This window comes from Candidatus Parakkermansia intestinigallinarum (genome assembly GCF_944389695.1).
Lineage (GTDB): Bacteria > Verrucomicrobiota > Verrucomicrobiia > Verrucomicrobiales > Akkermansiaceae > Akkermansia > Akkermansia intestinigallinarum.
Genome location: NZ_CALXNG010000004.1, coordinates 55,575 through 79,011, shown reverse-complemented (window position 1 = coordinate 79,011; position 23,437 = coordinate 55,575). Strand labels below are relative to the sequence as shown.

Annotated in this window: 19 protein-coding genes; 4 read left to right on the top strand and 15 right to left on the bottom strand. The window is 64.9% G+C overall.

The features are described 5' to 3' along the window. Positions 1-29: 29 nt before the first annotated feature. From AC6UAL_RS02065 to AC6UAL_RS02015, 11 genes are all read right to left on the bottom strand, one after another. Entirely contained in the window at positions 30-410 is a 381-nt protein-coding gene (locus AC6UAL_RS02065) for a hypothetical protein (RefSeq protein WP_500681694.1), read from the bottom strand. A gap of 86 nt (positions 411-496) precedes the next feature. Next, positions 497-1,045 carry a tetratricopeptide repeat protein gene (locus AC6UAL_RS02060; protein WP_500681693.1) on the bottom strand — a complete coding sequence of 183 codons (549 nt, stop codon included), beginning with the start codon at positions 1,043-1,045 and terminating at the stop codon, positions 497-499. A gap of 117 nt (positions 1,046-1,162) precedes the next feature. Further along, positions 1,163-3,058, bottom strand: coding sequence for an autotransporter family protein (locus AC6UAL_RS02055; RefSeq protein ID WP_500681692.1), 1,896 nt, complete (start codon positions 3,056-3,058; stop codon positions 1,163-1,165). A gap of 26 nt (positions 3,059-3,084) precedes the next feature. Next, on the bottom strand, positions 3,085-3,741 hold the full coding sequence (locus AC6UAL_RS02050; RefSeq protein ID WP_500681691.1) for a hypothetical protein: 657 nt from the start codon (positions 3,739-3,741) through the stop codon (positions 3,085-3,087). A gap of 587 nt (positions 3,742-4,328) precedes the next feature. Then, positions 4,329-5,195 carry a translation elongation factor Ts gene (tsf, locus tag AC6UAL_RS02045; RefSeq protein WP_500681690.1) on the bottom strand — a complete coding sequence of 289 codons (867 nt, stop codon included), beginning with the start codon at positions 5,193-5,195 and terminating at the stop codon, positions 4,329-4,331. A 40-nt stretch (positions 5,196-5,235) separates the two neighbouring features. Next, positions 5,236-5,922, bottom strand: a complete 687-nt coding sequence (rpsB, locus tag AC6UAL_RS02040) for a 30S ribosomal protein S2 (RefSeq protein WP_500681689.1) — start codon at positions 5,920-5,922, stop codon at positions 5,236-5,238. 221 nt (positions 5,923-6,143) lie between these two features. Beyond that, positions 6,144-6,437: a hypothetical protein gene (locus AC6UAL_RS02035; protein ID WP_500681688.1), complete on the bottom strand. Its 294-nt coding sequence runs from the start codon at positions 6,435-6,437 to the stop codon at positions 6,144-6,146. Continuing rightward, positions 6,434-8,404, bottom strand: a complete 1,971-nt coding sequence (mnmG, locus tag AC6UAL_RS02030) for a tRNA uridine-5-carboxymethylaminomethyl(34) synthesis enzyme MnmG (RefSeq protein ID WP_500681687.1) — start codon at positions 8,402-8,404, stop codon at positions 6,434-6,436. Before mnmG ends, AC6UAL_RS02035 begins: the two co-directional genes overlap by 4 nt. A gap of 1 nt (position 8,405) precedes the next feature. Next, complete coding sequence (holA, locus tag AC6UAL_RS02025) at positions 8,406-9,500, bottom strand: DNA polymerase III subunit delta (RefSeq protein ID WP_500681686.1); 1,095 nt, start codon at positions 9,498-9,500, stop codon at positions 8,406-8,408. A 38-nt stretch (positions 9,501-9,538) separates the two neighbouring features. After that, the gene (locus tag AC6UAL_RS02020; RefSeq protein ID WP_500681685.1) at positions 9,539-11,989 is read right to left on the bottom strand and encodes a tetratricopeptide repeat protein; all 2,451 of its coding nucleotides are present in this window, start codon (positions 11,987-11,989) and stop codon (positions 9,539-9,541) included. Between the two features lie 302 nt (positions 11,990-12,291). Further along, on the bottom strand, positions 12,292-13,770 hold the full coding sequence (locus tag AC6UAL_RS02015; protein ID WP_500681684.1) for a Gfo/Idh/MocA family protein: 1,479 nt from the start codon (positions 13,768-13,770) through the stop codon (positions 12,292-12,294). Positions 13,771-13,776: 6 nt separating this feature from the next. On the opposite strand from AC6UAL_RS02015, the gene AC6UAL_RS02010 reads away from it, so the two are divergent. Then, complete coding sequence (locus AC6UAL_RS02010; protein ID WP_500681683.1) at positions 13,777-14,850, top strand: helix-turn-helix domain-containing protein; 1,074 nt, start codon at positions 13,777-13,779, stop codon at positions 14,848-14,850. 87 nt (positions 14,851-14,937) lie between these two features. On the opposite strand, the gene AC6UAL_RS02005 is transcribed toward AC6UAL_RS02010, so the two are convergent. From AC6UAL_RS02005 to secD, 3 genes are read right to left on the bottom strand one after another with little or no spacing between them, the layout of a single operon-like run. After that, positions 14,938-15,201, bottom strand: a complete 264-nt coding sequence (locus tag AC6UAL_RS02005; RefSeq protein ID WP_500681682.1) for a DUF167 domain-containing protein — start codon at positions 15,199-15,201, stop codon at positions 14,938-14,940. Then, positions 15,198-16,094: a sirohydrochlorin chelatase gene (locus tag AC6UAL_RS02000; protein WP_500681681.1), complete on the bottom strand. Its 897-nt coding sequence runs from the start codon at positions 16,092-16,094 to the stop codon at positions 15,198-15,200. Before AC6UAL_RS02000 ends, AC6UAL_RS02005 begins: the two co-directional genes overlap by 4 nt. Positions 16,095-16,150: 56 nt before the next feature. Further along, complete coding sequence (gene secD, locus AC6UAL_RS01995; RefSeq protein ID WP_500681680.1) at positions 16,151-18,706, bottom strand: protein translocase subunit SecD; 2,556 nt, start codon at positions 18,704-18,706, stop codon at positions 16,151-16,153. Between the two features lie 151 nt (positions 18,707-18,857). On the opposite strand from secD, the gene recA reads away from it, so the two are divergent. The 3 genes from recA (at position 18,858) to AC6UAL_RS01980 (ending at position 22,395) form a co-directional block, all read left to right on the top strand. Next, on the top strand, positions 18,858-19,898 hold the full coding sequence (gene recA / locus AC6UAL_RS01990) for a recombinase RecA (protein ID WP_500681679.1): 1,041 nt from the start codon (positions 18,858-18,860) through the stop codon (positions 19,896-19,898). A 323-nt stretch (positions 19,899-20,221) separates the two neighbouring features. Further along, entirely contained in the window at positions 20,222-20,860 is a 639-nt protein-coding gene (locus AC6UAL_RS01985; protein ID WP_500681678.1) for a SprT-like domain-containing protein, read from the top strand. 107 nt (positions 20,861-20,967) lie between these two features. Further along, a complete protein-coding gene (locus tag AC6UAL_RS01980) occupies positions 20,968-22,395 on the top strand; it encodes a serine/threonine protein kinase (RefSeq protein WP_500681677.1) in 1,428 nt (475 codons plus the stop codon). Between the two features lie 338 nt (positions 22,396-22,733). On the opposite strand, the gene AC6UAL_RS01975 is transcribed toward AC6UAL_RS01980, so the two are convergent. Further along, the gene (locus tag AC6UAL_RS01975; protein ID WP_500681676.1) at positions 22,734-23,282 is read right to left on the bottom strand and encodes a DJ-1 family glyoxalase III; all 549 of its coding nucleotides are present in this window, start codon (positions 23,280-23,282) and stop codon (positions 22,734-22,736) included. Positions 23,283-23,437 lie beyond the last annotated feature (155 nt).

Genomic DNA, 23,437 nt, shown 5'->3' with positions numbered 1-23,437 from the left:
GCCTCCTGCTCCGCACAGCTCAGGCGGGCTCAATCCTCGCCATCCGCCGCCTCGCCGTCCTCATCCTCATCCGCCTCGCCCTGCCGAGCCTCGCTCTGCAAACGCGCGAGCCGCTCCGGCGCCGCACGCGCCTCCGCATTCCCCTGCGCCGCCGCCTTCTCCAACCAGCCTATCCCCGCAGCAACATCCTGCGGCAGCCCGATACCCTTGAGCAGACAAATACCGTAGCAGCGCTGCGCGACAGCATCACCCTGCTGCGCGGCCGGCGCAAAACACGCAACAGCCTCCTCCGCCTGCCCGGCGCGAATCAAACGCTGCCCCTCGGCGCGGCGATCGGCAGCTGACTCATCGGCACACACCGAGGCGCAACAAGCAACCGCGGCCCAACAAAACAAAATCCTCGTCTTCATCTCAGCTAGAATACATCCGGCGCAAACGGAGCAAGCCCGCAGGCGACCGCTCCTCCTTATACACCACCGCACCGCGCCGATCACGCTCAAAACGCGCCCTCCGCACGCCGCAAACGGCGAGCCGCCGCCTCGTGCCCCTGAGCCGCCGCGCGCGCATACCACTTCCGCGCGAGCTTCGCACTGCGCTTCACGCCGAGACCGTTCTCGTAGCAGCGAGCCAGATTGTACTGAGCCTCGGGCAACTGCTGCTCGGCCGCCGGACGAAAATAGCGCACCGCCTCCTTCCAACTCCGCCGCACCCCGATACCCTGAGCATAACACAGAGCCAAATTGTAGCGACCGAGAGCATCCTCCGCCTCGGCAGAGCGCCGAAACCAGCGCAGCGCCTCCTGCACATCGCGAGCCACCCCCTGCCCCTGCAAGTAACACATACCCAAGCGGCACATCGCCTCACCGCTGCCCTTCGATGCCATATCGCGCAGCAGCTCCAACTCATCGGCAGACACCCTCTGCGCCGTCCCCGCGGACGGCTCGCTCGGCACCCCTGCCGCCCCGGCTCCCGGCGCAGCCTCCCCCGCCCCGGCCGCAGCCGACAGCGCCCACAACAGCGGCAGCATCCCTCTCATCGCACTCATACCCCCATCATATCCCCTGCCCCCCGCACACGTCAATGCGAAAAGCGAAGACGCCCCGCCGAGCGAGCGGCGGGGCGTCGGAGCCGGGCACGAAGCTCGGCATGCAAGCGGCTTTCTTCAGAAGGTGTAGCGCACGTAGCCGTTGACGGACTGCGAGGTCTGGCGGCTGCGAGCCTCCAGATTGTACTGCGCGCCCACCGTCCAGTGCTCATTGATGAGCCAGTTCGTGCCCGCCTTGAGCATCAGCGCATTGCGAGCGGGGTTCGAGCCCTCGATGCGGAAGTCGCGCCCTTCGATGTTCAGCTGAGCGTGCGGGTTGCGGCGGCTCACGTCGCCGACGTAGCCCAGCGTCAGCTCCGAGACCAGATACTGCTGCTCACCCACCGCGCAGTGGTGGCGCAGGGTGGCGCCCACCGGGATGCGCCAGTACTGCATTGTCGCGCCGTCGTAGCGCCTCACCATGCCGCCGCTGAAGCTCTCCGCAAAGATACTCTGCGAGCCGTAGACGTACTCGATACCGACGAAGGGCGAGAGCGTCCAGTTGTCCTTCACGCGGAAGTCCATGGCGTATTCGAGCCCGAAGGTGTAGGCGTCGTCATCCCAGCCGGCCGAGCCGGACTCGGCTCCGAGCAGGTTGGTGCGGGCGTCGTTGTCCACCACGCCGTAGCCGAAGTAGGCCGAGGCTCGGTGGCTGCGCTTCTCGTTGATCGGCTTTTCAAAGCCGGCGTAGAGGGCGAACATGAGACCCATCTGGTCGACCTTGTTACCCGTGCGCTTCGCGGTGAAGTCGCCGAAGCTCTGGCCGAAGGCCGCGCCGGCACGCCAGTAATCGCCGATCGGGGCATCGGCACCGACGGCATAGCCGCCGCCGCTGTAGCGGAAGGAGGAGACGCCGCCCATGTTGATGAAGCTGCCGAGGCCGGCCGCCCAGACGTTGAGGCGGCGGCAGTGCACGGGCTGCCACACGCACAGCCCGGTTCCGGAAGCGGCCTTGGCGTCCTGCGCGCGCTCAGCGTTGTAGCAGGGCAGGAAGAGCTGGTTGCGCGCCGTGAGGGCGAAGTCGCGCAGGGTTCCCGTGCTGCTCCAGAGCGTGTCGATGAGGTTGGCGCTGCCGCTCACCGCGGCTTCTTCGAGCGCTCCGGTGTAGGGCAGCAGGGAGCCCGTCAGCGGGTCGACGTAATAATACTTGTCCACGTAGGGGCCGACGCCGTAGTACTCAATGCCGAGCTCGGCGCTGACGTTGGTCTCATTGCCCTCGGCATCCACCTGCACAATGTAGCTCGGGTTCATGAAGGCATCGCCGTCTGCAACGGACTTGGCCATCATCTCGCTGGTCACGTCCACCGCCGCGCGGATGGTGCCCGGCTGATCCTCAACGAGGGGCTCCTCGCCGGTAACTGTTCCCCCGACGAAAATCTGCGAGTAGTTATCGCGGTCTTCGATGTAAAAATAGAGCTGCGAGCCGCTCCTCAGCGTGAAGTTCCCGCTGTAATACTGGTGCTTGAGGGAGGCGTTGTTGAGCCCGGTCTCACCGCTGCCCACGACAAGGTAACCGAAGACATCGTTGCTGCCGAACTCGCCATAGCCCGTCATGGTTCCCTTCTCACCCACAACGACGTCGGCATTGCCCTCCGTCGCTTCGTTGCTGAAGGTGCCGCCTTCGACGTTGACCTCCATCTTCGATTGAGTCGAGCCGTGATACAGGTTGCCGCCTCGGTTGACAAACTCACCGCTCTTGACATTCACGGCGAGTGTTGAATAGTTGTTCGCGTACACGAGCCCACCGCCCTTTTCATTGCTGTTGATGAAGCTACCGCCGTCTACAACAACCTCAAACGAGCTGCCCATTCCGCTCTGCTGAAGGGCCGCTATTCCGCCTAAATTGCTCAATTCACCTCCGGTGCTGACGGTAATGCGCCCGTCGGTGGCATCGTCCATGCTGATGAACGAATAGATGTCTTGGTAGTTGTTCAGCCTGCCGCCGTCTGATATGTTGATTTCAAGACTCGGCAAGCCGACCTCTCTCGGAAATACAGAAGCTATATCTCCATCATTATCGACCACCCCCCCCCGCTAACATTTATTTCAAGCACGCCATTTCCTCCCCAGCTTACGTAGTTATTTTTAAAATGGCCGCCTTCGTTAACGTTGACGGTTATTTTTCCGTATTCCTGTGCCAACATCTGATATTCATTGACAAAAGAAGCGTTGTTGAGATTGATGGTCAACACAGCGGCATAATGAGCCGTCAGATCGGCCTTGTTGGTGAAGGAGCCCTGATCGGAGATGTTGATGTTCATTTGGGAGACGGGATCGTCACCTGAGGGAGGGGCGGTGGCGTACAGCTTGGCACCCATCTCGGCAGCGGAAGAAGCACTGCCGCCAATGATGTCAATGTTGATGAGGTCATAGGACAGAAAGCTCTTGGTGTTTATCCACTGTCCCGTTTGATTGACGGTAACGTCGCAGCGGTAGAGCGAGTATCCTGTCAGCTCCGTATTCAAGGTGCCGTTGACAATGAAGTGTTTGTCTTCCACATCACTGTTGCCGGTGATGGTCATATTCGTCCCCTCTTCAACCGTGACAGTCTCGAGCTCTTCCTGAGCTGAGACGGCCGGGATGCAACAGGCGAGGGCGAAGGCGCGAATTCCGTTTATCAGGTCTCGATAGAGAGGAGCCGGTAAGCGAAGTTTCATGTTTCGTTGATATGTTGGTGTAGATGGTTTCTTTAATCGTTGTACAGAAAGAATTTCTGAACGCCATTTAAGCTACTTGTTTGTTTGGTGGATGTCAAGAAAAATTTGTTGTTCCGCGAGTTTCTCTTTTTCTGATAGATTTATTCCCCTGTTGACGCCGGGGATTTACTAACGGTTGGCAAGGGGCGGGGGAGGGTCTGCCGCTTCTCGCCTGCGTTTCGGCCTTTCGCTTTGTCTCCGGCGCTTTGTTTGTCGCTGTCTGCGGCTCACGGGGAGGTGCGGACGCTGCGCCCGGGCTCTGAGCTGCCCATGAAAAAAGCGGCTCGGTGAGGCCGAGCCGCTTGCGGAAGGCTTTTCTTGCGGGCTTTTTGCTCGGCCCTGCTGATGACGGTATTCTTCAGGGCTTGCGAGTTGTAAAAATGCTTCTCGCCGACTTTGCTCCATGCTTTGCCGAAGCGCTGCGCGGCGGGCGGTGCGCGGGTGCAACAAGGCGCTGCGCGGGTACGGCAAGGCGCCCCGCCGGGTTGCGGCGGGGCGCCGAATTTGTCGTTGCTGTTGTGCCGGGCCGGTTTCCGGGCTCAGGGGCGTCAGGCGCCGAGCTGGAAGCGCTCGAAGGCGACGACGGTGATCTTGTCGCCGAGTTCCTTGCCGGTCTTTTCGACGAGCTGGCGCACGCTCATGGAGCCGTCTTTGACGAACTCCTGATCCATGAGGCAGCTCTGCTTGTAGAGGGCTTTGAGCTTGCCGGGCAGGATCTTGGCGAGCAGGGCCTCGGGCTTGCCTTCGGCGATGAGCTGGGCCTTGGCGATCTCTTGCTCTTCGGCGACGAAGGCGGGGTCGAGCGAGGAGGAGTCAACGCTCTTCGGGGCGCAGGCGGCGATGTGCAGGGTGATGTCTTTGCACATGGTCCGGAAGGCCTCGGAGGCAGCGGTCTCGGGCTTCTCGCAGGTGACTTCGAGAAGGACGCCGACTTTGCCGCCCATGTGGATGTAGGAGATGACGCAGCCTTCGCCCTGGCGGGTGAAGCGGCCGTATTTGCGGAACTTCATGTTCTCGCCGATGACGGCGCACTGCTCGGCGATGTATTTCTCAACCGTGGTGCCGCCGATGGCGACGTTGAGGGCCTCTTCGAGGCTCTGCGCGGCCGAGGCTTTGAGGGCGGCGCCGATTTCGGCAACGAGGGTCTTGAATTTGTCGCCCTTGGAGCAGAAGTCGGTCTCGCAGTTGATTTCGTAGATGATGCCGTCATTGCCCTCGACGACGGTGGCGACGACGCCTTCCTTGGCTTCGCGGTCAGCCTTCTTGGCGGCTTTGGCGATGCCTTTTTCGCGGAGGTATTTGACGGCTTCGTCCATGTTGCCGTCGCATTCGACGAGGGCTTTCTTGCAGTCCATCATGCCGGCGTCGGTGCGGACGCGCAGCTCTTTGACCATTGCAGCGGTGATTTCAGCCATTGTCTGTGGTGTTGTGGTCTTGGGAGGTTGTGCTCCGAGTTCAGGCGGCGACGCGGGCTTTGTTGATGGCGTCGACGAGCACGGAGAGGATGAGGCGGATGGAGCGCACGGCGTCGTCGTTGCCGGGGATCGGGAAGTCGACGCTGTCGGGGTCGGCGTTCGAGTCGGTGAGGACGATGACGGGGATGCCGAGGATGTGCGCTTCGCGGATGGCGATGTCCTCATGGTCAGCGCCGATGGCGATCATGACGTCGGGAGCGCCGCCCATGTTGCGGATGCCCTGAAGGTTGCGCAGGAGCTTCTCGCGCTCGCGGGCGAGGGCGGCAAGCTCTTTCTTCGACATGGATTTGTACTCGGGCTGCTTGTCGAGGTTCTCGAGGTAGTCGAGGCGGGCGATGCTCTTCTTGATGGTGGCCATGTTGGTGAGCATGCCGCCCAGCCAACGGAAGTTGACGTAGTACTGGCCCGTGGCTTCGGCAGCTTCACGGACGGCTTCCTGCGCTTGGCGCTTGCAGCCGACGAAGAGGATCTTCTTGTTCTTGGCGGCCAGCTCGCTGAGGAAGGCGCAGGCGGCGTCCAAGCATTTTTCGGTCTCTTCGAGGTTGATGATGTGGATGCCGTTCTTCTGGGTGAGGATGTACTTCTTCATGTTGGGGTGCCACTTGCGGGTCTGGTGACCGAAGTGCACGCCGGCTTCCACCATCTTGGTGATGAGTTCGTCGATCATTGTATGTGTGTGTGTTGTGCGCGACCTTGAGGCAGGAGGCGCGGGTTGTGGAAGGTGCTGCGCTTTCGCCCCCAGCCTTCCGTTGTCGGTAATGCAGCATCAGCGGGGACGCGCAGGATACTCGCTTTTGCTCTCTTTGTCAATGAAAATCACCTGCGCGAGGCGTTTTTCATGCTCCGGGTTCTCGGCCGCAGGGTACGGGCTTTCGGCCGCGGGGGGGGTCAGGCGCCGAGGCGGCTGCGGGCGGTGTCGACGAGGTAGCGGAGCAGTTCGTCGTTGTCACTGAGCAGGCGGCGGGCGGTGTCGGGGAGCTCGAGCCGGAGCAGGGAGTCGGCGGTGATGGCGGCGGGGTCTTTGAGCTTGGAGGCGATGTGGTTCCGGATGGCGGTGACGGCTTGGTCGTCGGCCAGCAGGGTTTCAAGGGCGTCGCGCAGGGGCTCGGGGCAGTGGGCGCGCAGGGCTCCGGTGACTTGTTTGCGGATGGCGAGGGCGGCGAGGTTTTTGAGGAGGTTCATGCCGGGTGGGGTGGGGTTGAGTCGGTTTCTGCGGCGGCGGCAGGCGAAGCCGTGCCGGCGGGCGGGTCGGCGGCGGCGCGTTTGCCGCGGGGGGCTTTGCTTTCTCCGGCGCGGGCTTTGATGTGCACGAGCAGCAGGGCGAGGTCCGCCGGGGTGATGCCGGGGATGCGTGCGGCTTGCCCGATGGTGGCGGGGCGCACTTTGCTGAGGCGCTGGCGGGCTTCGGTTTTCATGGCCGGGATGGCGGCGTAGTCGAGTTCTTCGGGGATGCGGCGGTCTTCCTGCCGCTTGAGGCGCTCGGCTTGAACGCGCATGCGTTCGATGTAGCCGGCATGCGTGATTTCGATGCTGACGGGCTCCCGGATGTCTTCGGGGATGTCGCGCCGCAGCTCGGGGGGGAGTTGCCGCCAGTCGTTGCCGGGGCGGCGCAGCCAGTGTTCGAGGCTCATGCCGTCGATGCGCCGCTCGGCGGCGAGGGCGAGGCCGGCGTCGATGGCGCGCCGGCGGGCGGAGGCAGCGGCGGCGCTTTCGTCGTCGACGAGGCCGAGGCGGGCGGCGAGGGGGGTGAGGCGCAGGTCGGCGTTGTCCTGCCGCAGCAGCAGGCGCATTTCGGCGCGGCTGGTGAACATGCGGTAGGGTTCGTCGGTGCCGCGGGTGACGAGGTCGTCGATCATGACGCCGATGTAGGCTTGGTCGCGCCGCAGGATGAGGGCTTCTTCGCCGCGCTGTTGGAGCAGGGCGTTGACGCCGGCGATGAGGCCCTGCCCCGCGGCTTCTTCATAGCCGCTGGTGCCGTTGATCTGGCCGGCGAAGTAGAGACCGCCGATGCACTTGGTTTCCAGCGTGGGCAGGAGTTCGGTCGGCGGGACGTAGTCGTACTCGACGGCGTAGGCGGGGCGGATGAGTTCGGCTTTTTCTAGCCCGGGGATGCTGTGCACGATGGCTTCCTGCACGAAGTAGGGGAGGCTAGAGGAGAGGCCGTTGAGGTAGTATTCGTCGGTGCTGCGCCCTTCGGGTTCGATGAAGATTTGGTGGCGGTCTTTGTCCGCGAAGCGCACGACTTTGTCTTCGATGCTGGGGCAGTAGCGCGGGCCGGTGCCTTCGATGACGCCGCCGTAGAGGGGGCTGTAGCGGAGGTTGGCGCGGATGATGTCGTGGGTGCCTTGGTGGGTGTAGGTGATGGCGCAGGGGAGTTGCCGCAGCTCGAAGTCGGCGTCTCCCCAGGGGTTGAGGGTGCAGTGGGGCTCGGTGCTGCGGTGCAGGCAGCGCCGGGAGCGGCGGCTGAAGAGGGGCGGGGGCTCGTCGCCGGGTTGCAGGCCGCAGGCGGCGAAGTCGATGGTGCTGCCTTTGACGCGCGGCGAGGTGCCGGTTTTGAAGCGGCTGAGGGGGAAGCCGAGTCGGGCGAGGCAGGCGGAGATGCTGCTGGGCGCACAGCCGAGGCGCCCGCCGGGGAGGTGGTCCATGCCGACGTGCAGCAGGCCGCGCATGAAGGTGCCGCTGCAGAGGACGACGGCGCGGCCTTCGATGCGCTGCCCCCACGAGGTGCAGATGCCGGTGACGCGGCCCCGATCGGTGGCGATGTCGATAGCTTCGCCTTGGAAGAGCTGGAGGCCGGGGGCGGTTTCGAGCACCCATTTCATGCGGGCGCGGTAGGCGAGTTTGTCGCACTGGGCGCGGGGGGCGCGGACGCTGGGGCCTTTCGAGGCGTTGAGGGTGCGGAATTGGATGGCGGTGGCGTCTGTATTGAGGCCCATGGCGCCGCCGAGGGCGTCGATTTCGCAGACCATGTGGCCTTTGGCGAGGCCGCCGATGGCGGGGTTGCAGCTCATCTGCCCGATGGTGTCGAGGTTCTGGGTGACGAGGGCGACGCTGCCGCCGAGGCGGGAGACGGCGAGGGCGGCTTCGATGCCGGCGTGCCCGCCGCCGATGACGATGACGTCAAAGCTGCGCTGGTGGGTGAAGGGCATGTCAGGCGGTCAGCATGGCGATGAGTTTGAGCAGCAGGTCGCGGCCGTCGAGCCCGGTGGAGACGAGGGCGCGGTCGGCTCGGGCGCAGGCGATGAGGTCGCGGCGGGCTTTGCTGAGTTTGAGTTTGCCGCAGCTGCGTGCGGCGCCGAAGAGGGCAAAGGCGTTGGGGCTGCCGTCCTTTTTGAGGGGGAGCAGGCGGCGGGCTTCGGGGGGGAGTTGGGCGAGGGCGGCTTCGAAGCGGCGGTAGTTGTCGGCGGGCAGTTTGTAGCTGTCGATGAGGAGGCGGGCGGTGAAGCGGTTGCGGACGGTCGGGACGATGGCGGCGCGCATGATGGCGACGGGCTGCTCGCCGCGGTTGAGTTGCTCGTTGACGAGGTGGACGGCGCGTCGGCAGTCGCCGCTTTCAATGGCGCGGGAGATTTCAAAGATGACGCCGGTGCGCGAGACGGCGACCATGAGTTCGACGTCGGTGCGCGAGACGCGACGCCGCTCGGTGCCGAGGTAGACGTCGAGTTTGTCGAGTTCGTTGGCGATCTGGCGCGAGTTTTCGCTGACGCGGTGCACGAAGAGGTCGAGCGCTTCGCTCTCGAAGCTCAGGCCGCGCTCTTTGGCGAGGCGGACGGTGAGGGTGGCCAGTTCGGATTCCCAGCCGGGTTTGCTGATGTCGATGCGGGTGTATTCGCAGCATTCGGCGACGCTGCCGAGTTTGCGGAAGTAGCTGCGGCGCTTGTCGATTTCCGCCGCGCTGAGGATGAAGTAGGTGTCGGCAGGCAGGTTGCCGAGGCAGTCGGCGAGGTCTTCGAGGGCTTGCTGCACGCTTTCGCTGCGCGCGCCCTGCGGGCTGTCGGCGAGGAAGTTGGCGCCTTTGAGCCAGATGACTTTGCGCCCGCCGAACATGTTCATCATCTGCAGGCCGGACATGGTGCGGCTCAGGATTTCGACGGCTTCGTCCGCGGTGGCGGCGCTGCCGTCGATGGTTTCGTTGCCCCAGCCGTCGCCGTCTCCGCCGAGGCGCGCGAATTCTTGCGCGGCAGCGGCGGCAGCGGCGCCTTCGTCGCTGCCGAAGTAGATGCGGCTCTTGACTTCATCTGCCATGTCGGCTTCGGGGGGTTGCTGCGGCGCTTCGACGCGGCTTATTTGTTTTTCTGTTTCTTTTGGAGCTCTTTGGGGTCGATGTATTCGCCGGTGCGCGTGTCGCGCAGGAGCTTGGGCTCGGGCAGTTTGTGGCGCAGTTTGATGGTGCGCTTGCGGCCGTTGACGCGGACGGTTTTGGTTTTGGTGCGGAAGCGCGAGGCGTCGACTTCATGCCCGGCTCCGGCGGAGGAGGGTTCGTAGCCGCGCAGGTTCGAGCTGCTGCCGCTTTCTGCCGCTCCGGCGGGGGTGCCTGCCGTGCCGTCGGCGGGGGTGGTGGCATCAGCGGGGGCGGTGGCGTCAGCAGGCAGGTCGGCGGTCAGGTCGGCGGCGCGGCTGTTTTCTTCGAGCAGGCGGCTGAATTCGGGGTCGTCGGCGCGCAGGCGTGCGGCTTCGTCGCGGGGTTCGACGGAGGCGATGAGGTCGTCGCCGGGCTGTTTCCGGGTGTCCGGGTGGGCGCGCAGGAAGTTTTCAAACTCGGGGTCGGGCATGGCGCCGTTGCGGACGGCTCGGTCGTAGGCGCGTGCGGCGTCGGGGATGCGGTTGAGTTCGGCGTAGAGACGCGCCATGTTGTAGTGGGCGTCGCCCAGCTGCGGGCGCAGTTTGACGGCAGCGGCGTAGTATTTGAGGGCAATTTCGCAGTTGGCGGTGACGCCTTCGATGTTGGCGAGGTAAAAGAAGGCTTCGGCGTTGGCGGGGTCGAGCTCGATGGTGCGGCGGAACATTTGGCCCGCTTCGTCAAGGCGGTCGAGGCGGTAGAGGGCGACGCCGGCTTGGAAGTAGCCGATGGGCAGGTCAGGCGCGAGCCGCGTGGCTTTCTCCAGATAGCTGACGGATTCCTCGCACTTGTTGCGGTAGAGCAGGATGGTGCCGAGGTTCACCAGCCCGGCGACGTGGTCGGGCTGCAGTTCGCAGAGGGTGCGGTACATTTGCTCCGCGGCGGTGTAGCGCCCCTTGGAGAAGGCTTTGGCGGCCAGGTCGGCGAGGGTCTCGACTTGCAGGCCTTCGCGCACGGCTTGGACGCCGGGGCGGTTGTCGCGGATGGCTTCGAGGAGGCGGCGGTCGGCATCGGACAGGTCGGGGTTGCTCTCGTCTTCGAGCTTCTGCATGGCTTCGACGACTTCGGGCGACTGCTCTTTCATCTTGCGGTAGGTGTCGGTGAGCAGCTTGAGCCCCTCGGTCTGCATGGTGAGGGTGCGGCGCTGTTTGGCGATGACTTCGCGCAAGAGGCGGTTTTCTTCGGCGAGGGCCGGATCGACCAAGGGCTTTTTCTCTTGAGCATCGAGGTCGGCCTCGATGGCGTTGAGGCGCTCGGTGAGTTCGGACACGCGGCGGCGGTAGCCCATGTTTTCTTCGTAGAGGGCGCTCATGTCGTCGCGTATGCGGTCGGCTTCGGCACGGGCGGCGGCGAGCTGGCGATCCAGCACGGTGTTCTGATCCTGCGAGCTGCCGACTTGGGCTTCGAGGTCGCGGACGCGCTGCTCGGCTTGTTTGAGCTGCTCGGCGAGGGTCAGGTTCTGGTCGAGGAGGGCTTTGGTTTTTTCAGGGCTGTTGAGTTCGACGATGGCGCGGAGTTGTTCGTTCTCGGCGCGGAGTTCGTCGCGCTCCTGCGTCACGCGGGCGAGTTCGGCGCGGGTGTCCTCGAGTTCCTGTTCGAGTTCCTGAACGCGGGCTTCGGCTTCGAGGCGGGCCTGCTCCGAGGCGCGGTAGCGGGCTTCCATCTCGGCGAGTTGCCGCGAGAGGGAGTCGACGACGCGGTTGCCCGCGGCGCGCTCCGAAGCAATCTGCTTCTGGAGTTCGTCGTAGCGGCTCTTGTACATTTGCCCCTCGACTTCGCTCGTGTTGAGACGCTTTTGGAGGTCATCGTACTTCGCGCTGAGGTCTTTGTAGGCAACGGCCATGCGCCGGCACTCTTCTTGGGCGCGAGCCAAGGCGTTGTAGAGGCGCTTGTCGGAGGCTTCGTAATCGGGCAGTTCAATGGGGCGGTAATCGCTGCCGATCATGGTGGGGGGGCGATCGGCGGCGGGGACGTCCATCGAGACGAGGCTTCCGGGTTCGCGCCCGGTCGGGACGCGTGCTTCGCGGGAGCGGGCTCGGTAGAGCTCCATGTTGTCGGCCAGCAGTTTGCGGCGGGCGGCGACGAGGTTCGGCCTCCATTCGGGGTGATCGCGCACGATGCGGGCGAGGACTTTCTCGGCCTGCCGGCCTTTTTCCAAGGCTTTGTTGTAGCTTTTCTTCGCGGCCAGGTCTTCGGATTCGCGGCAGAGGCGGTAAGCGGTCAGGTAGAGCTGGTCAGGATCGTTGACCATCTCGCGAGCGGTTCGTTCGCGCGTCTGCCCGGTAGCCGAGCTGCGCCGCCCGGTCGTGTAGCCCGACTGGGCTTCGAGGGGGAGGGCGGCGGCCAGTATCAGCACCGCTGTCAACAGGTTGTGGCGCAGGGACGAGACGTACATGGAAGCGCGGGTATTGTAAAGAAAAGACGCAGAAGAATCAAGCCCGAAATCCCTCGGCGCCTCTCGTGCGCTTCTCGGAGTCTATCTGAGTCTCTCGGGCGCTTCTCGGAGTCTCTCGGGCGGAGGTCTCGGCCCGAGGACAAGTATGGCGCCCCGCGCAAGCCGGGCTGTGGCGGCGGCTCGCGCGGGGCGCCTGTGCTGCAGCTGTCCCGCTCCCGCCCTGCTCTCTCCCGCGCAGGGCCGTCTGTGGCCGAGGGGGAGGCGGGCAGGCGGAGAGGGGACGGCGGAGTGGGAACGTCGGTTTACTCAACGATGGGCAGCGGTGCGGTGGTCTTCCAGTCGCCGCGCGTGAAGTCGGGGAAGACCTGCGGAGCGCCGCCTTCGTTGACGGACTTCTCCGAGAGCGGGCCGACGGCGGACCAGAGGGCGCCTTCATACACGTTCTGATCCATCGGTTCGCCCTTGTGCAGGCACTCGATGACGCGGTAGAGCATGATGTAGTCCATGCCGCCGTGGCCGCCGTTCTTCTCGGCAGCTTCGCCCAGGCGCTTGTAGAGCGGGTGGTCGTACTGGCGGTACAGTTCTGCAACGGCTTCCTTGCCTTCGTACCAGCGGTGGTAGCCGCCGAGATCGGCGATTTCCTTGCCGCCGGGCTGGCCTTCCTCAGCCGCCTTTGATTCAATGGCGCTATAACCGATGCGCTCACCGGCGACGCGCGTCGGGAAGCCGGCCAATGTGCCCTCCGTGCCCTGAATCAGGTTTTTGCGATCGTAGGGTCGGGGGCTGGTCTCGTCCCACTGCACGAGGATGGTGCGGCCGGCTTTGGTTTTGATGATGGAGGTGCTGATGTCGGCGCAGCGGTATTCCATTTGGTTCCACTTGTGTTCCTCGGGGAAGTTCTTTTTGGCGTAGGCGGCGCGGCCGAGCGCGGGGCTGCCGAAGGAGACGATGCGGTCAAAGGTATCGTCGGTTCGGGCAATGTTCATGTACTGCGCCACGGGGCCGAGGCCATGGGTGGGGTAGAGGTTGCCGTTGCGGCCGGCGTAGTGGTAGGTGCGCCACGAGCCGCAGCCGCGATCCTCACTCTTCATCTGCATCCTCAGCTCGTGGATGTAGGCGGCCTCGCCGTGCAGCAGCTCGCCGATCAGGCCTTGGCGCACCATGTTGAGGAACATGAGTTCGTCGCGGCCGTAGTTGACGTTTTCGAGCATCATGCAGTGGCGCTTCGTGCGCTCGGAGGTGTCGACGACGCGCCAGAGATCTTCAAGCGTCAACGCCAAGGGCACTTCCACGAAGGCGTGTGCGCCGTTCTCCATTGCATCAATGGCCATCTGGGCGTGGGTCTCCCACGGGGTATTGATGATGACGGCATCGGGGCGCAGCTCGCGCAGCATCTTCAGGTAGGCCTTGGGGTCGCCGTGGTATTCCTTCGGTCGTTTGCCGGTCTTGCTTTCGATGAAGTCGGCGGCTTCATCCGTCGCATCGCTGTAAATGTCGCACACGCCGACGACCTCGCAGTTGGGAATCGCCGCAAAGTGTTCCGTCTGAGGCAGGCCGCGCTCGCCGAGGCCGATGACCGCAACACGCACGCATTCGATAGCCGGGGCGCGGAAACCGCCCATGTAAATGGAGCCTGCGGGACGCGGAGGAACCGCTGCGGTGTTTGCAACAGAAATATTCTTCTGGTGTGTCAAGGTTGCTTCCTTGAGGGCATCTTGAGCCAACGAGACGGTCGTCAGCGCCGTTGCGCTGACCAACCCCATGACGATGTGCTTGATCATAGACGGATGGATTTTCTGTTTGGTTGTGATGTACTGAGGCGGGCAGATTGCTGCCCGCTTTCGTTCATTATAACGGATGGGCGGCTTTTTTCCACTAAAAAAAGAGTTACCGTTGCTTTTGCATACGGTGCGAAGAAGGTGCTGATTCGCTTTGGGGTTGACGCAGCAGCGCCTCTTTGGGTACACTGTGGACGTATGCCGGATGATTTGGAGCCATACTTGTCTCGACTTTGCGAAGAGGGCGATGCGCTCGACTGCAGTGCGTTTGCAGCACCCTCGGGAGGTGCCGCCTCTGTCTCCGGTCTTTGGATTACGCGGCAGGATGCCCGGCGATCACGCTTCGGCCGGTACTACGAGATTCACGGGCGTTCGGGGCTCGTCACGGTGTTGCGCGGAAGTCTGGATGTGCTGTTGGACGGCTGCCCTCTCAGCCTCTCGCAGGGTTTGAGTTTCACGTATTTTCCCTTTCAGACGCGCTATCTGATCCGCGAGTCACCGGATGCGCTGCTGTGTTGCATGGTGTTTGATGACGCCGATGCGACTGAACGAGCCTGCCTGCACAACACGGTGTTCGGCATGCCGGAGCACTGGAAACAGCGGTATAGTGAACTTCTGCGCAGCTGGCTGGAACGCGACGTAGCCGCAGCGGCCGGCCAACTCAAGGAGCAGATTGCGGACTGCGCCCGCCTCTACCGACAAACGGCGGCTCCCCTGCCCCCGCTCTTTGCCGACTTGCAGGCTTTGCTGGCGCAGCAGGAGAATTATGCCCTGCGCGTCAAGGAGCTGGCGACGAGGCTGGGCTTGACGCCCAATTATCTCAATTCCGCTTATCGGGATTTTTTCGGTGTGCCGCTCGGCAGCTACCTCGAACACCGCCGCTTCGATCTCTCCATTGCCCTGCTCTCGGATCCGGATCTGCCCATTCGTACCATTGCGGCGCATGTGGGTTTTTTGACGACATCGTCATTTTGTCGCAAGATGCGCATCTGGTGCGGGCTGACGCCGCAGCAGATCCGGGAGATTATGCTCTCCGATACGCCGCGCGTCCGCTTCACTGCCTCCGGGCAATATGTTTGCTGAGGCGGCGGTCGCGCCGCGCTCGCGGGGGAAGCGGGCAGCGGCGCGAGGGGGAAGCGGGTCGCCGCGGCAAGGGGAGGCTGAGCGGCTTTAGCCGAGGGGGCTGAGGTCGGTGCCGTCCGGCAGTTCGATGAGTTTGATGCGGCTGCTGCTGCCGTGTTGCAGCGAAACGCTGCCGCGCGGCAGTTTGAGTTGCTGCGCGAGGTAGTCGACGAGCGCCTTGTTGGCTTTGCCCTCGACGGGCGGGGCGGCGATGCGCAGGCGCAGGACGCGGCCGATGCCGGGGTAATCCTCTTCCCAGCCGAGGCATTCGCTGCGGCGGGCGCCGGGGGTGACTTTGAGGGCGAGTTTCATGCGCGGGGGGCGGGGCGGCGGCTGCGGCGGGCAGCGGGGCTGAGGTCGCGTTGCAGCAGTTCGGCGATGACGGGGAGGCGCAGCAGGCTCTTGCCGCAGGCGGCCGCCTGCTCGCTGCCGGGCAGGTCGCAGGCGGCGTGGTAGCCCTCGGTGAGCAGGAAGGGGAGCAGCAGGACGCGCGAGCCGTGCAGCTGCGCGAGCCTTTCGTGCGCGGTCGGTTGCTGGCGCGTGTAGCCCAGCGCAATCTCGACGCCCGGCAGCTGCCGGCGCAGGCGGCGGCAGAAGAGGGCGGGCTCGGGCGGCAGCTCGGGCAGGGCGGAGTCGTGCGCGACGACGAGCACGGCGCTCTGCTCGTCGAGCAGGGGGCGCAGGAGCTCGGCGGCGGCGCGAGCCAGCCAAGGGGAGGCGCCGAGCACGGGCTGGTAGTAGAGGTCGGGCTTGCGCCCGGCGCGGCGGAAGGCGTCGCCGAGGGCGGCTTCGAGCCGATCGCCGCTCGATTTGCCGGAGAGCATCATCATGGGGTAGACGAGCACCGGGGCGTCGTCGGGCGGCAGTTCGGCGGCGTCGAGCGCGTGGAGGTTGCAGCGGTAGACGCGCTCGGCGGGCATGCGGATGCCGGGCGGGTTGAGCGGCATGCCCTTTTCATTGTAGCTCACCAGCAGGTAATAGCGCTTCCATCGCGCATGGCGGGCGTAAAAAATCAACACGGCCCCCAGCACGGCAAGCTGCGAGAGGGCGAAGTGAAAATAGATCAGGCGCCGCAGGTGGGTGGCCTCGGCATCCGAGGGGTCGAGCGGCGCGAGCCGGGCTCCGCAGTCCGCCGCGCCCCACAGCGCCGCCGCGAAGGCGAGGGCGCAGAGCAGCAGCAGGAGCTTGGCGGAGCGACGGCTCACGGGTGTCGGGGTGCCGCCGCACCGACGGGCGGGCGGCGGCAGAAGGCGGCGGCGTCTCAGGAGGCGGCGGCATCGCGCTCGCCCTGCACTTCGGCGCGCAGGTCATGCTTGCGCGAGACCCAGAGCACCACGGGGGTGGCGATGTAGATGGAGGAGTAGGTGCCGATGAAGATACCCAGCAGCATCGTCAGCGAGAAGTCGCGCATCGACGGGCCGCCGAGTGCGAGCAGGGCGATGAGGGCGGCGACGGTCGAGAGCGAGGTGAGCAGGGTTCGCGACAGGGTGGAGTTGATGGCCTCGTTCATGATGTCGACGAGTTTCTCCTTGGGATCCGCCGTCTGGAGGCGCTCGCGGATGCGGTCATAGATCACGATGGTGTCGTTGATCGAGTAGCCCATCACCGTCAGGAAGGCGCCGATGTGGATGATGTTCAGCTCGGTGCCCAGCAGCACCACCAGAGCGATGATGCCGATGAGGTCGTGCGCCGTCGATACCAGCGCACCGAAGGCGAAGGACCATTCGAAGCGCAGTGCCAGGTAGAGCGAGATGCCCAGCAGGCCCGCCAGCATGGCCCAGAGCGCCGTCTTGAAGAAGGCCGAACCGAGCGAGGCGCTCACTTCCTCGACGGAGGCGGAGCCCTCCGGCAGCTCTTTCATGTGCGGCACCGAGGCTTCGAGCTCGGCGATGATGTCGGCGGCTTCCTGCTTGTTCGCGCAGCGAATCTTGATGTTGCGATCCATGCCGCTGTTTTGGAATTCCTGCACGGTGGGCACTTTGGAGAGGGTCATCCCCAAGACGGCAGCTTCGACTTTGTCGTAGTCGACCTGCGTGTCGGACGGCAGCACGTAGGTGATGCTCGCGCCGCCCGTGAAGTCGATGCCCAGCGCATCCTCGCCGCGCACGAAGATGCCGTAGGCGACGCTGGCGAGAATCGCCACGGTCGAGAGGATGAAGGCGGGCTTGCCGAGGCGCATAAAGTCAAAGCTCTTGCCGGCCAGAGGCGCCTTGCTGAACTTGAACTCGCGCAGCAGGCCCGTGTGCTCGGCCCAGAAGAAGAACACGCGCGTCACCACGACGGCACCGATGAGCGAGGTGATGATACCCACGCTGGTGGTCACCGCGAAGCCCTTGATCGAGCCGCTGGCCATCCAGAAGAGAATCAGCGCGGTGATGAGCGAGGTGAGGTTGGAGTCAAAAATGGCCGAGAAGGCTTTGTCGTAGGCCGTGCGCAGGCAGACGATGAAGGGGCGGCCCTTGTCTCGCTCCTCGCGCATGCGCTCGTAGATGAGCACGTTGGCGTCGACGGCCACGCCCAGCGTCAGCACGATACCGGCGATGCCCGGCAGCGTCAGCACGAAGCCGAAGAGGCTCATGAGGCCCAGCAGAATGAGGCCGTTGATGGCCAGACCGACCATCGCGACGATACCCGCAGTGCGGTAGTACCAGTAGCAGAAGAAGAAGATGCCGATCATGCCGACGATGCCGGCGTACATGCCCTGATCAAGGGCGCTCTGGCCCAGCTGGGCCGAGACGTCCTTGCGGCCTTCGACCTTCAGGTCGCTGGAGAGGGGGTTGGCGAGAGCGCGCGACACGTCCTCGGGCTCACCCTTGGCATTGAGGCCGGTGATGACGAAATCCTTGTGCAGGACGGCCTGCACCGTCGGCGCACATTTGACCTGATTGTTGAGCACGACGGCCAACCGATCGCGGCCGATCTCCATCGCGCCCGTCAAATCACCCATGCGGCGGGCGCCTTCGCGGCTCAGCGTCACGTTGACGGTGCCGCGCTGCACGCCGTCGGGGCGGGCGCTGACCACGTCCTTGCCCGTCACGTAGACGTTGCGCTTGGCGGCGGCGTAGGGGCGCTCGACAACGACGAAGTCGATGATCTGGTGGCCGTCGCCGTCGAGCAGCGGCTCACCCGTCTTGTCGTCGACGCGCGGGTTGGGCAGAATCATGTAGTCCTCGAGACCGGCGCCGATCGCATCGGGGATGGAGGGCAGCATCGGCTCGCGCAGCTTGATCTCGCCGGCGGCGAGGCGGCGGGAGTACTCGCGCCAGTCCCTCTCGTAGCGCTCGCATTCGGCCTGCGTCTCGGGGTGGCTGATCACTTCGTCCGAGTTGCGATAGACGGAGAGCAGCTCGAGCTTGGCCATCTTGGTGAGGGTCTTGACCATCGCGTCGATCTTCTCCTCGTTGCGCACGGGGTCCTTGTCCTGCTGCGGGATCTGGATGAGAATCTTGTTGCCCGACCAGAGGATCTGCACCTCGCTCGTGCCGGTGGCATTGAGGCGCTCGTCGAGGATGTCGCAAGCCTGCTGCATGTCCTCGGGCGTCGGCTCCTCGAGCTTGTTGGTCGTCTCGTTGAGTTTGTCCTGCACCTCGAGCGTCAGCTCGACACCGCCCTTGATGTCGATGCCGTACTGCATGCCGTTGACGAAGAGGGAAAGAAGCGAGAAGGCAGAGAGACCGACGATGAAGAAGGTGCCGGCGTTGCGCTTCGTCCTGTCATTTTCCGCCGCCATGTACCAAGCGAAGAGGGCCAGCAGCAGCAGGCCGACCGTCAGGTAAAAGGCCGGGGAGTCGATTAGAGACTTGAGCGTTGTTAACATGTAAGTGATCGGTTGGTCGGCCTATTGTGCCACAATTTCGGTGAAGGTCAAGTCCGCATCGTGACAGCGCCGCGCGGCGGTTCAACTTTTCCCTTGCCGACGCAGTTTGAGCTTGCGTTGAGGGGGGTCTGAGGGTAAGCTCATGCCCGATATGAGTAAGGAACTGACCCCGGAACAGGAGAAGCAGCAGGCTCAGCGCCAGCGCGCGCTCGATGCCGCCATGTTGCAGATCCAGAAAGACTTCGGCGAGAACGCCATCATGCGCCTCGGCGACCAGAAGAAGATGGAGGTGGAGGTCATCCCCACCGGCAACCTCCTCATCGACCGCGCACTGGGCGTCGGCGGCTTCCCGCGCGGGCGCATTGTCGAGGTGTTCGGCCCGGAGTCTTCGGGTAAGACGACGCTCACGCTCACTGTTATCGCGCAGGCGCAGAAGTCGGGCGGTTTGGCGGCCTTCATCGATGTGGAGCACGCGCTCGACCCGTCCTACGCGGCGAAGCTGGGGGTGAATCTCGATGATCTGCTGGTCTCGCAGCCCGGCAGCGGTGAAGAAGCGCTGCAAATTTGCGAGGCGCTGGTGCGCTCGAACGCGATTGACGTTATTGTGGTGGACTCGGTGGCGGCTCTCGTCACCCGCCAAGAGCTCGAGGGCGAGATCGGCGACAGCACGGTGGGCGCTCAGGCGCGCCTGATGAGTGCGGCGCTGCGCAAGCTCACGTCGCTCATTGCGAAGGCGCGCACGATTTGCATTTTCACCAATCAGATTCGCGAGAAGATCGGCGTGATGTTCGGCAATCCGGAGACGACGCCCGGCGGCCGCGCTCTGAAATTCTACGCCTCGGTGCGCTGCGATATCCGCCGCATCGGCCAGATCAAGGGGACGGACGGCACGGTTTCGGGCAACCGCACGAAGCTCAAGGTTGTCAAAAACAAGGTGGCTCCGCCCTTCACCGAGTGCGAGTTTGATATTATGTACAACGAGGGTATCTCCTCGGTCGGCAGTCTCATTGATCTGGCGATGGAGTTCGACATCATCCAGAAGCGCGGTTCGTGGTTCAGCTACAACGGCTCTCAGCTCGCTCAGGGCCGCGATGCCGCCAAGGATGCCCTGCGCAACAACGCGGAGCTCTACGCCGAGATCGAGGACAAGGTGCGCGTGAAGCTCGAGGAGAAGGCGGCAGCCGGCAAGTAAAGCAGGGCTGCGGGCGGAGAAGGCTCGGGCTGCGGCGTCGCAAGTTGCGGCGCTGCAGCGGCGCGGGCTATGTCGCTTCGCGTTGCAGCGGCGCTGCGGCGCGCACGGAGGCCATGCAAGCGGCGGCGATTTGGTCTGAAGCGAAGCTGCGGCGCAAGCCGTGGCGCTGCGGCGGCGCGGGCTATGACACTTCGCTCTGCGGCGGAACAGGCGGCGGCGCGGCTGCTGTCTGCGGCGCAAACGGTGACGCTGCGGGCTGTGACGCTTCGCGTTGCGGCGTCGGCCGATCCGAGCGCCTCCTCCCGTCGGGATAGGAGTCACACATGGGTTTTTCACGCCATCGAAGGCGCCGAGGGCGAGCTTTGCCGCCGGAGCTGCTGCTGCCGCCGCTGAGTGCCCCGCCCGTCGAGGCGAACTGGCGGAGCCTCGATGAGCTGGAGGCCTGCGCGCATGCCAGCCTCGCGGCTCTGCCGCTGCCGGGCTGGGGCTTTGCTTGGGATCGCGCCGTGAAGCGCCTCGGCTGCTGCAACCCGGTGAAGCGGCGCGTGAGCCTCTCGCGCTACTTTGCCGAGCATTTTCTGGAGCGCGACCGCGAGCTGATTCGCCGCACGCTGCTCCACGAGCTGGCGCATGCTCTCTGCTGGCAATACCTCGGCTGCGGCGGCCACGGAGCGGAGTGGCGCAGCTGCTGCGCGGTGCTGGGCATACCCGACGAGCGCAGCACCGTGCGCTGCGAGTCCTTCGTGCCCGAGAGACTGAAGCGGCGCCCCCGCTACGCCCTCTGTCTGGAGGGCAGCTCCGAAATCCTGCGCTACTACCGCCGCCGTCCCCGCCGACTCACCCCGGCCTACCTCAGCCACTGCTACCTGCCGGGGCGGCGCACCGAAAGCCTCGGCCGCCTGCGCCTCGTCGAGCTGGCCGAAGACGCGGATTTGCCGCCGGCGCCCGGGCTCGACGATTGAGGGCTCGCTGCCCGCGCGGACGGCTCGGCGACGGGCGGCATTTTTCAGAGCCGACGGGGCATTTTTTTCTTCTCAAGCTCCCTCATTGGTGCTAGCATCGGTGAGTTATGGACGCTGCCTCTTTCGCCACTCAGAGTTCACTGCCGATCGGAACGCTTCTCAACGAGCGCTTCACGCTCACCGACATCATCAACACGGGCGGTTTCTCCATCATCTACCGCGCCGTCGACGGCCTGACGGGCGAAGAAGTCGCGCTCAAGGAATGCGCCCCGGAAGGCATGGTGCAGCGCCTCGAGGACGGCAGCATCGAAGCGATCGACGAGCGTGCGGCCGGGCAGTTTGAGACGGCGCTCGCCGGCATGGAGCAAGAGGTGACGGCTCTGCGCACCCTCACGCAAAACGGCGTGACGGGCATCCCGCAGTACCTCGACGCCTTCCGCGACAACGGCACCTATTACCTCGCCATGACGGAGGTGCGGGGGGCTGATCTGCACTGCTGGGCGGAGAGCTACCGCATGGCCGGGCAGCCTTTCCCGGCCTCGCTGCTCGAGGCGGTGCTGACGGGGGTGCTCGGCATTCTCGACCGCGTGCACGCGTCGGGCTTCTTCCACTGCGACGTCAAGCCGGCCAATATCATCATCGACGAGAACGGCGGCATTTACCTCATCGACTTCGGCGCCGTGCGCACGCGCGTCAACCAGCACCACGCCGTGCAGGTCAGCCCGGGCTTCACGCCCGTGGAGCTCTACCCGGGCTACCGAGCTTCGATCGGCCCTTGGTCGGATATCTACATGCTCGCGACGCTCTTTTACAACATCATCACGGGGCGCGTTCCCGAGCCGGCCAATGAGCGGGCGCAGACGGATCGCACTCCCCGTCTCTCGAGCAATCTGAAGCTCAAGGAGCTCTACTCGGCAGCCCTGCTCAACAGCATCGACAAGGCCATGTCGGTCAACGAGGCCGACCGCTTCCCCTCGGCTCAGATCTGGAGCAAGGCCTACGCGCACCGCCAGAGCGGCCCGCAGCTGCTGAGCAGCACGGCGCCCGACGCCGCCACGCGCGCCTACGCCCACTCGGCCATCAGCATCGCGCAGCTGCAAAAAAGCAAGCGCAAGCAGACGGTCGTGAGCATGAAGGCGCTGCGCGGACGCCGGCCCGCCGCCGGAGCTCACAACCTCCGAGTCGCCGGGGCGCCTCACGTTTCGACCCGCCCCGGAGGCGCGAGTCTGCGCCCGGCCGGAGCCGCGGCCCATGCCGCGGCGGGCAGCAAGCTGCGCCCCGCCGGCCTGCCGCCGAAAGCCGGCAGCGGCACCCTTGCCGCGCCCGCGATGCCTGCCGCGGCGGCGCGTCGAACCGAGCCGGCGGCCGCTTCACCCGATGCACCTCCGGTCTCGGCAGCGCCGTCACTGCGGGTGCCCGCCGGAGGCAGCGAGAAGCTGCCCGTCGCGCCTCCGCCGAAGGCCGAGTCGAATCTTCCCGTGGTGCTGCTGTTCATCGCGGGCATCATCGCCATCATCATCTACCTTCTCGTCTGAGCGTCGACCGCGCCCGGCGAAGAGTCGGCAGCGCAGCTTCGTGCCCGGCCCGGCAACATCGGGATGGGCGCGCGCCGTTGGGTATCCCGGCGAACCCTCCGTCTCGCTTGCGGCGAGCCCCGCCCCCCCAAGCCCTCCCCGGCAGGGTTGAGACCCGCCGCCGAAGGCGCGGTGCCCGGCAGCCGCAGCGCCCCGAAGGCGCGGTGCCGCCGCGGGCTCCCGAAACACGCCGAAAAGCCGGACGGCCGGATACACAAAGACCCGCCGAACAAAGACCCGGCGAGCCGCCTGAACGGGAGGCGACTCGCCGGGTGTGCGTTGGCGGAGGCGGCAAAGTCTCAGTCGACCATGCACATGCCCTCGCGCTCGGCGCTGATCTTGTCGCCCGGCACGAACTTGCCGGCCACGGCAAAACCGAACTCGAGCGAAGCGGCCGGGCCGCGCCCGGTCACGATGTTGCCGTCGGTCTCCGTCACCGCTCCGGTGACGGCCGCAGCACTCTTGAGCTCGCCGGCCACGCCCGGCCAGCAGGTCACGCGGCGACCGGAGATCACCCCGGCAGCCTCAAGAGCCAGCGGCGCCGCGCAGATGGCGGCCACGAGCTTGCCGGCCGCGTGCATCTCGCGCACGCGGCTGAGAACGGCGGGACTCTTGCTGAGCGTCCACGAAGCCGGACCGCCCGGCAGCAGAATGCCGCTGAACTGCGCCGTATCGGCATCAACCAGCAGCATGTCCGCCTTCATCACCACATCGTGGGCACCGCGCACCTCAAGCCCCTCGAGGCCGGCCAGCGTCACGGGCACACCCAGACGGCGCAGGATATCCACCGGGGCCGTCAATTCAATCTCCTCGAACTGAGGAGCCATTACAACGAGTATCGGATCCATGGCAACCATGCTACCGAGCGCGGCGGCACAGGTCAAGCCTGAAACGTGCCCGCAGCGCGGCGTTTCACGGCATGCGCCGCGGCGGCTCCGCGGGCATTTCCCGCCCTTCTTGCTTCCGGTTGCGCCTTTTTCTCTCGCTTTTTGGAAAACGATAT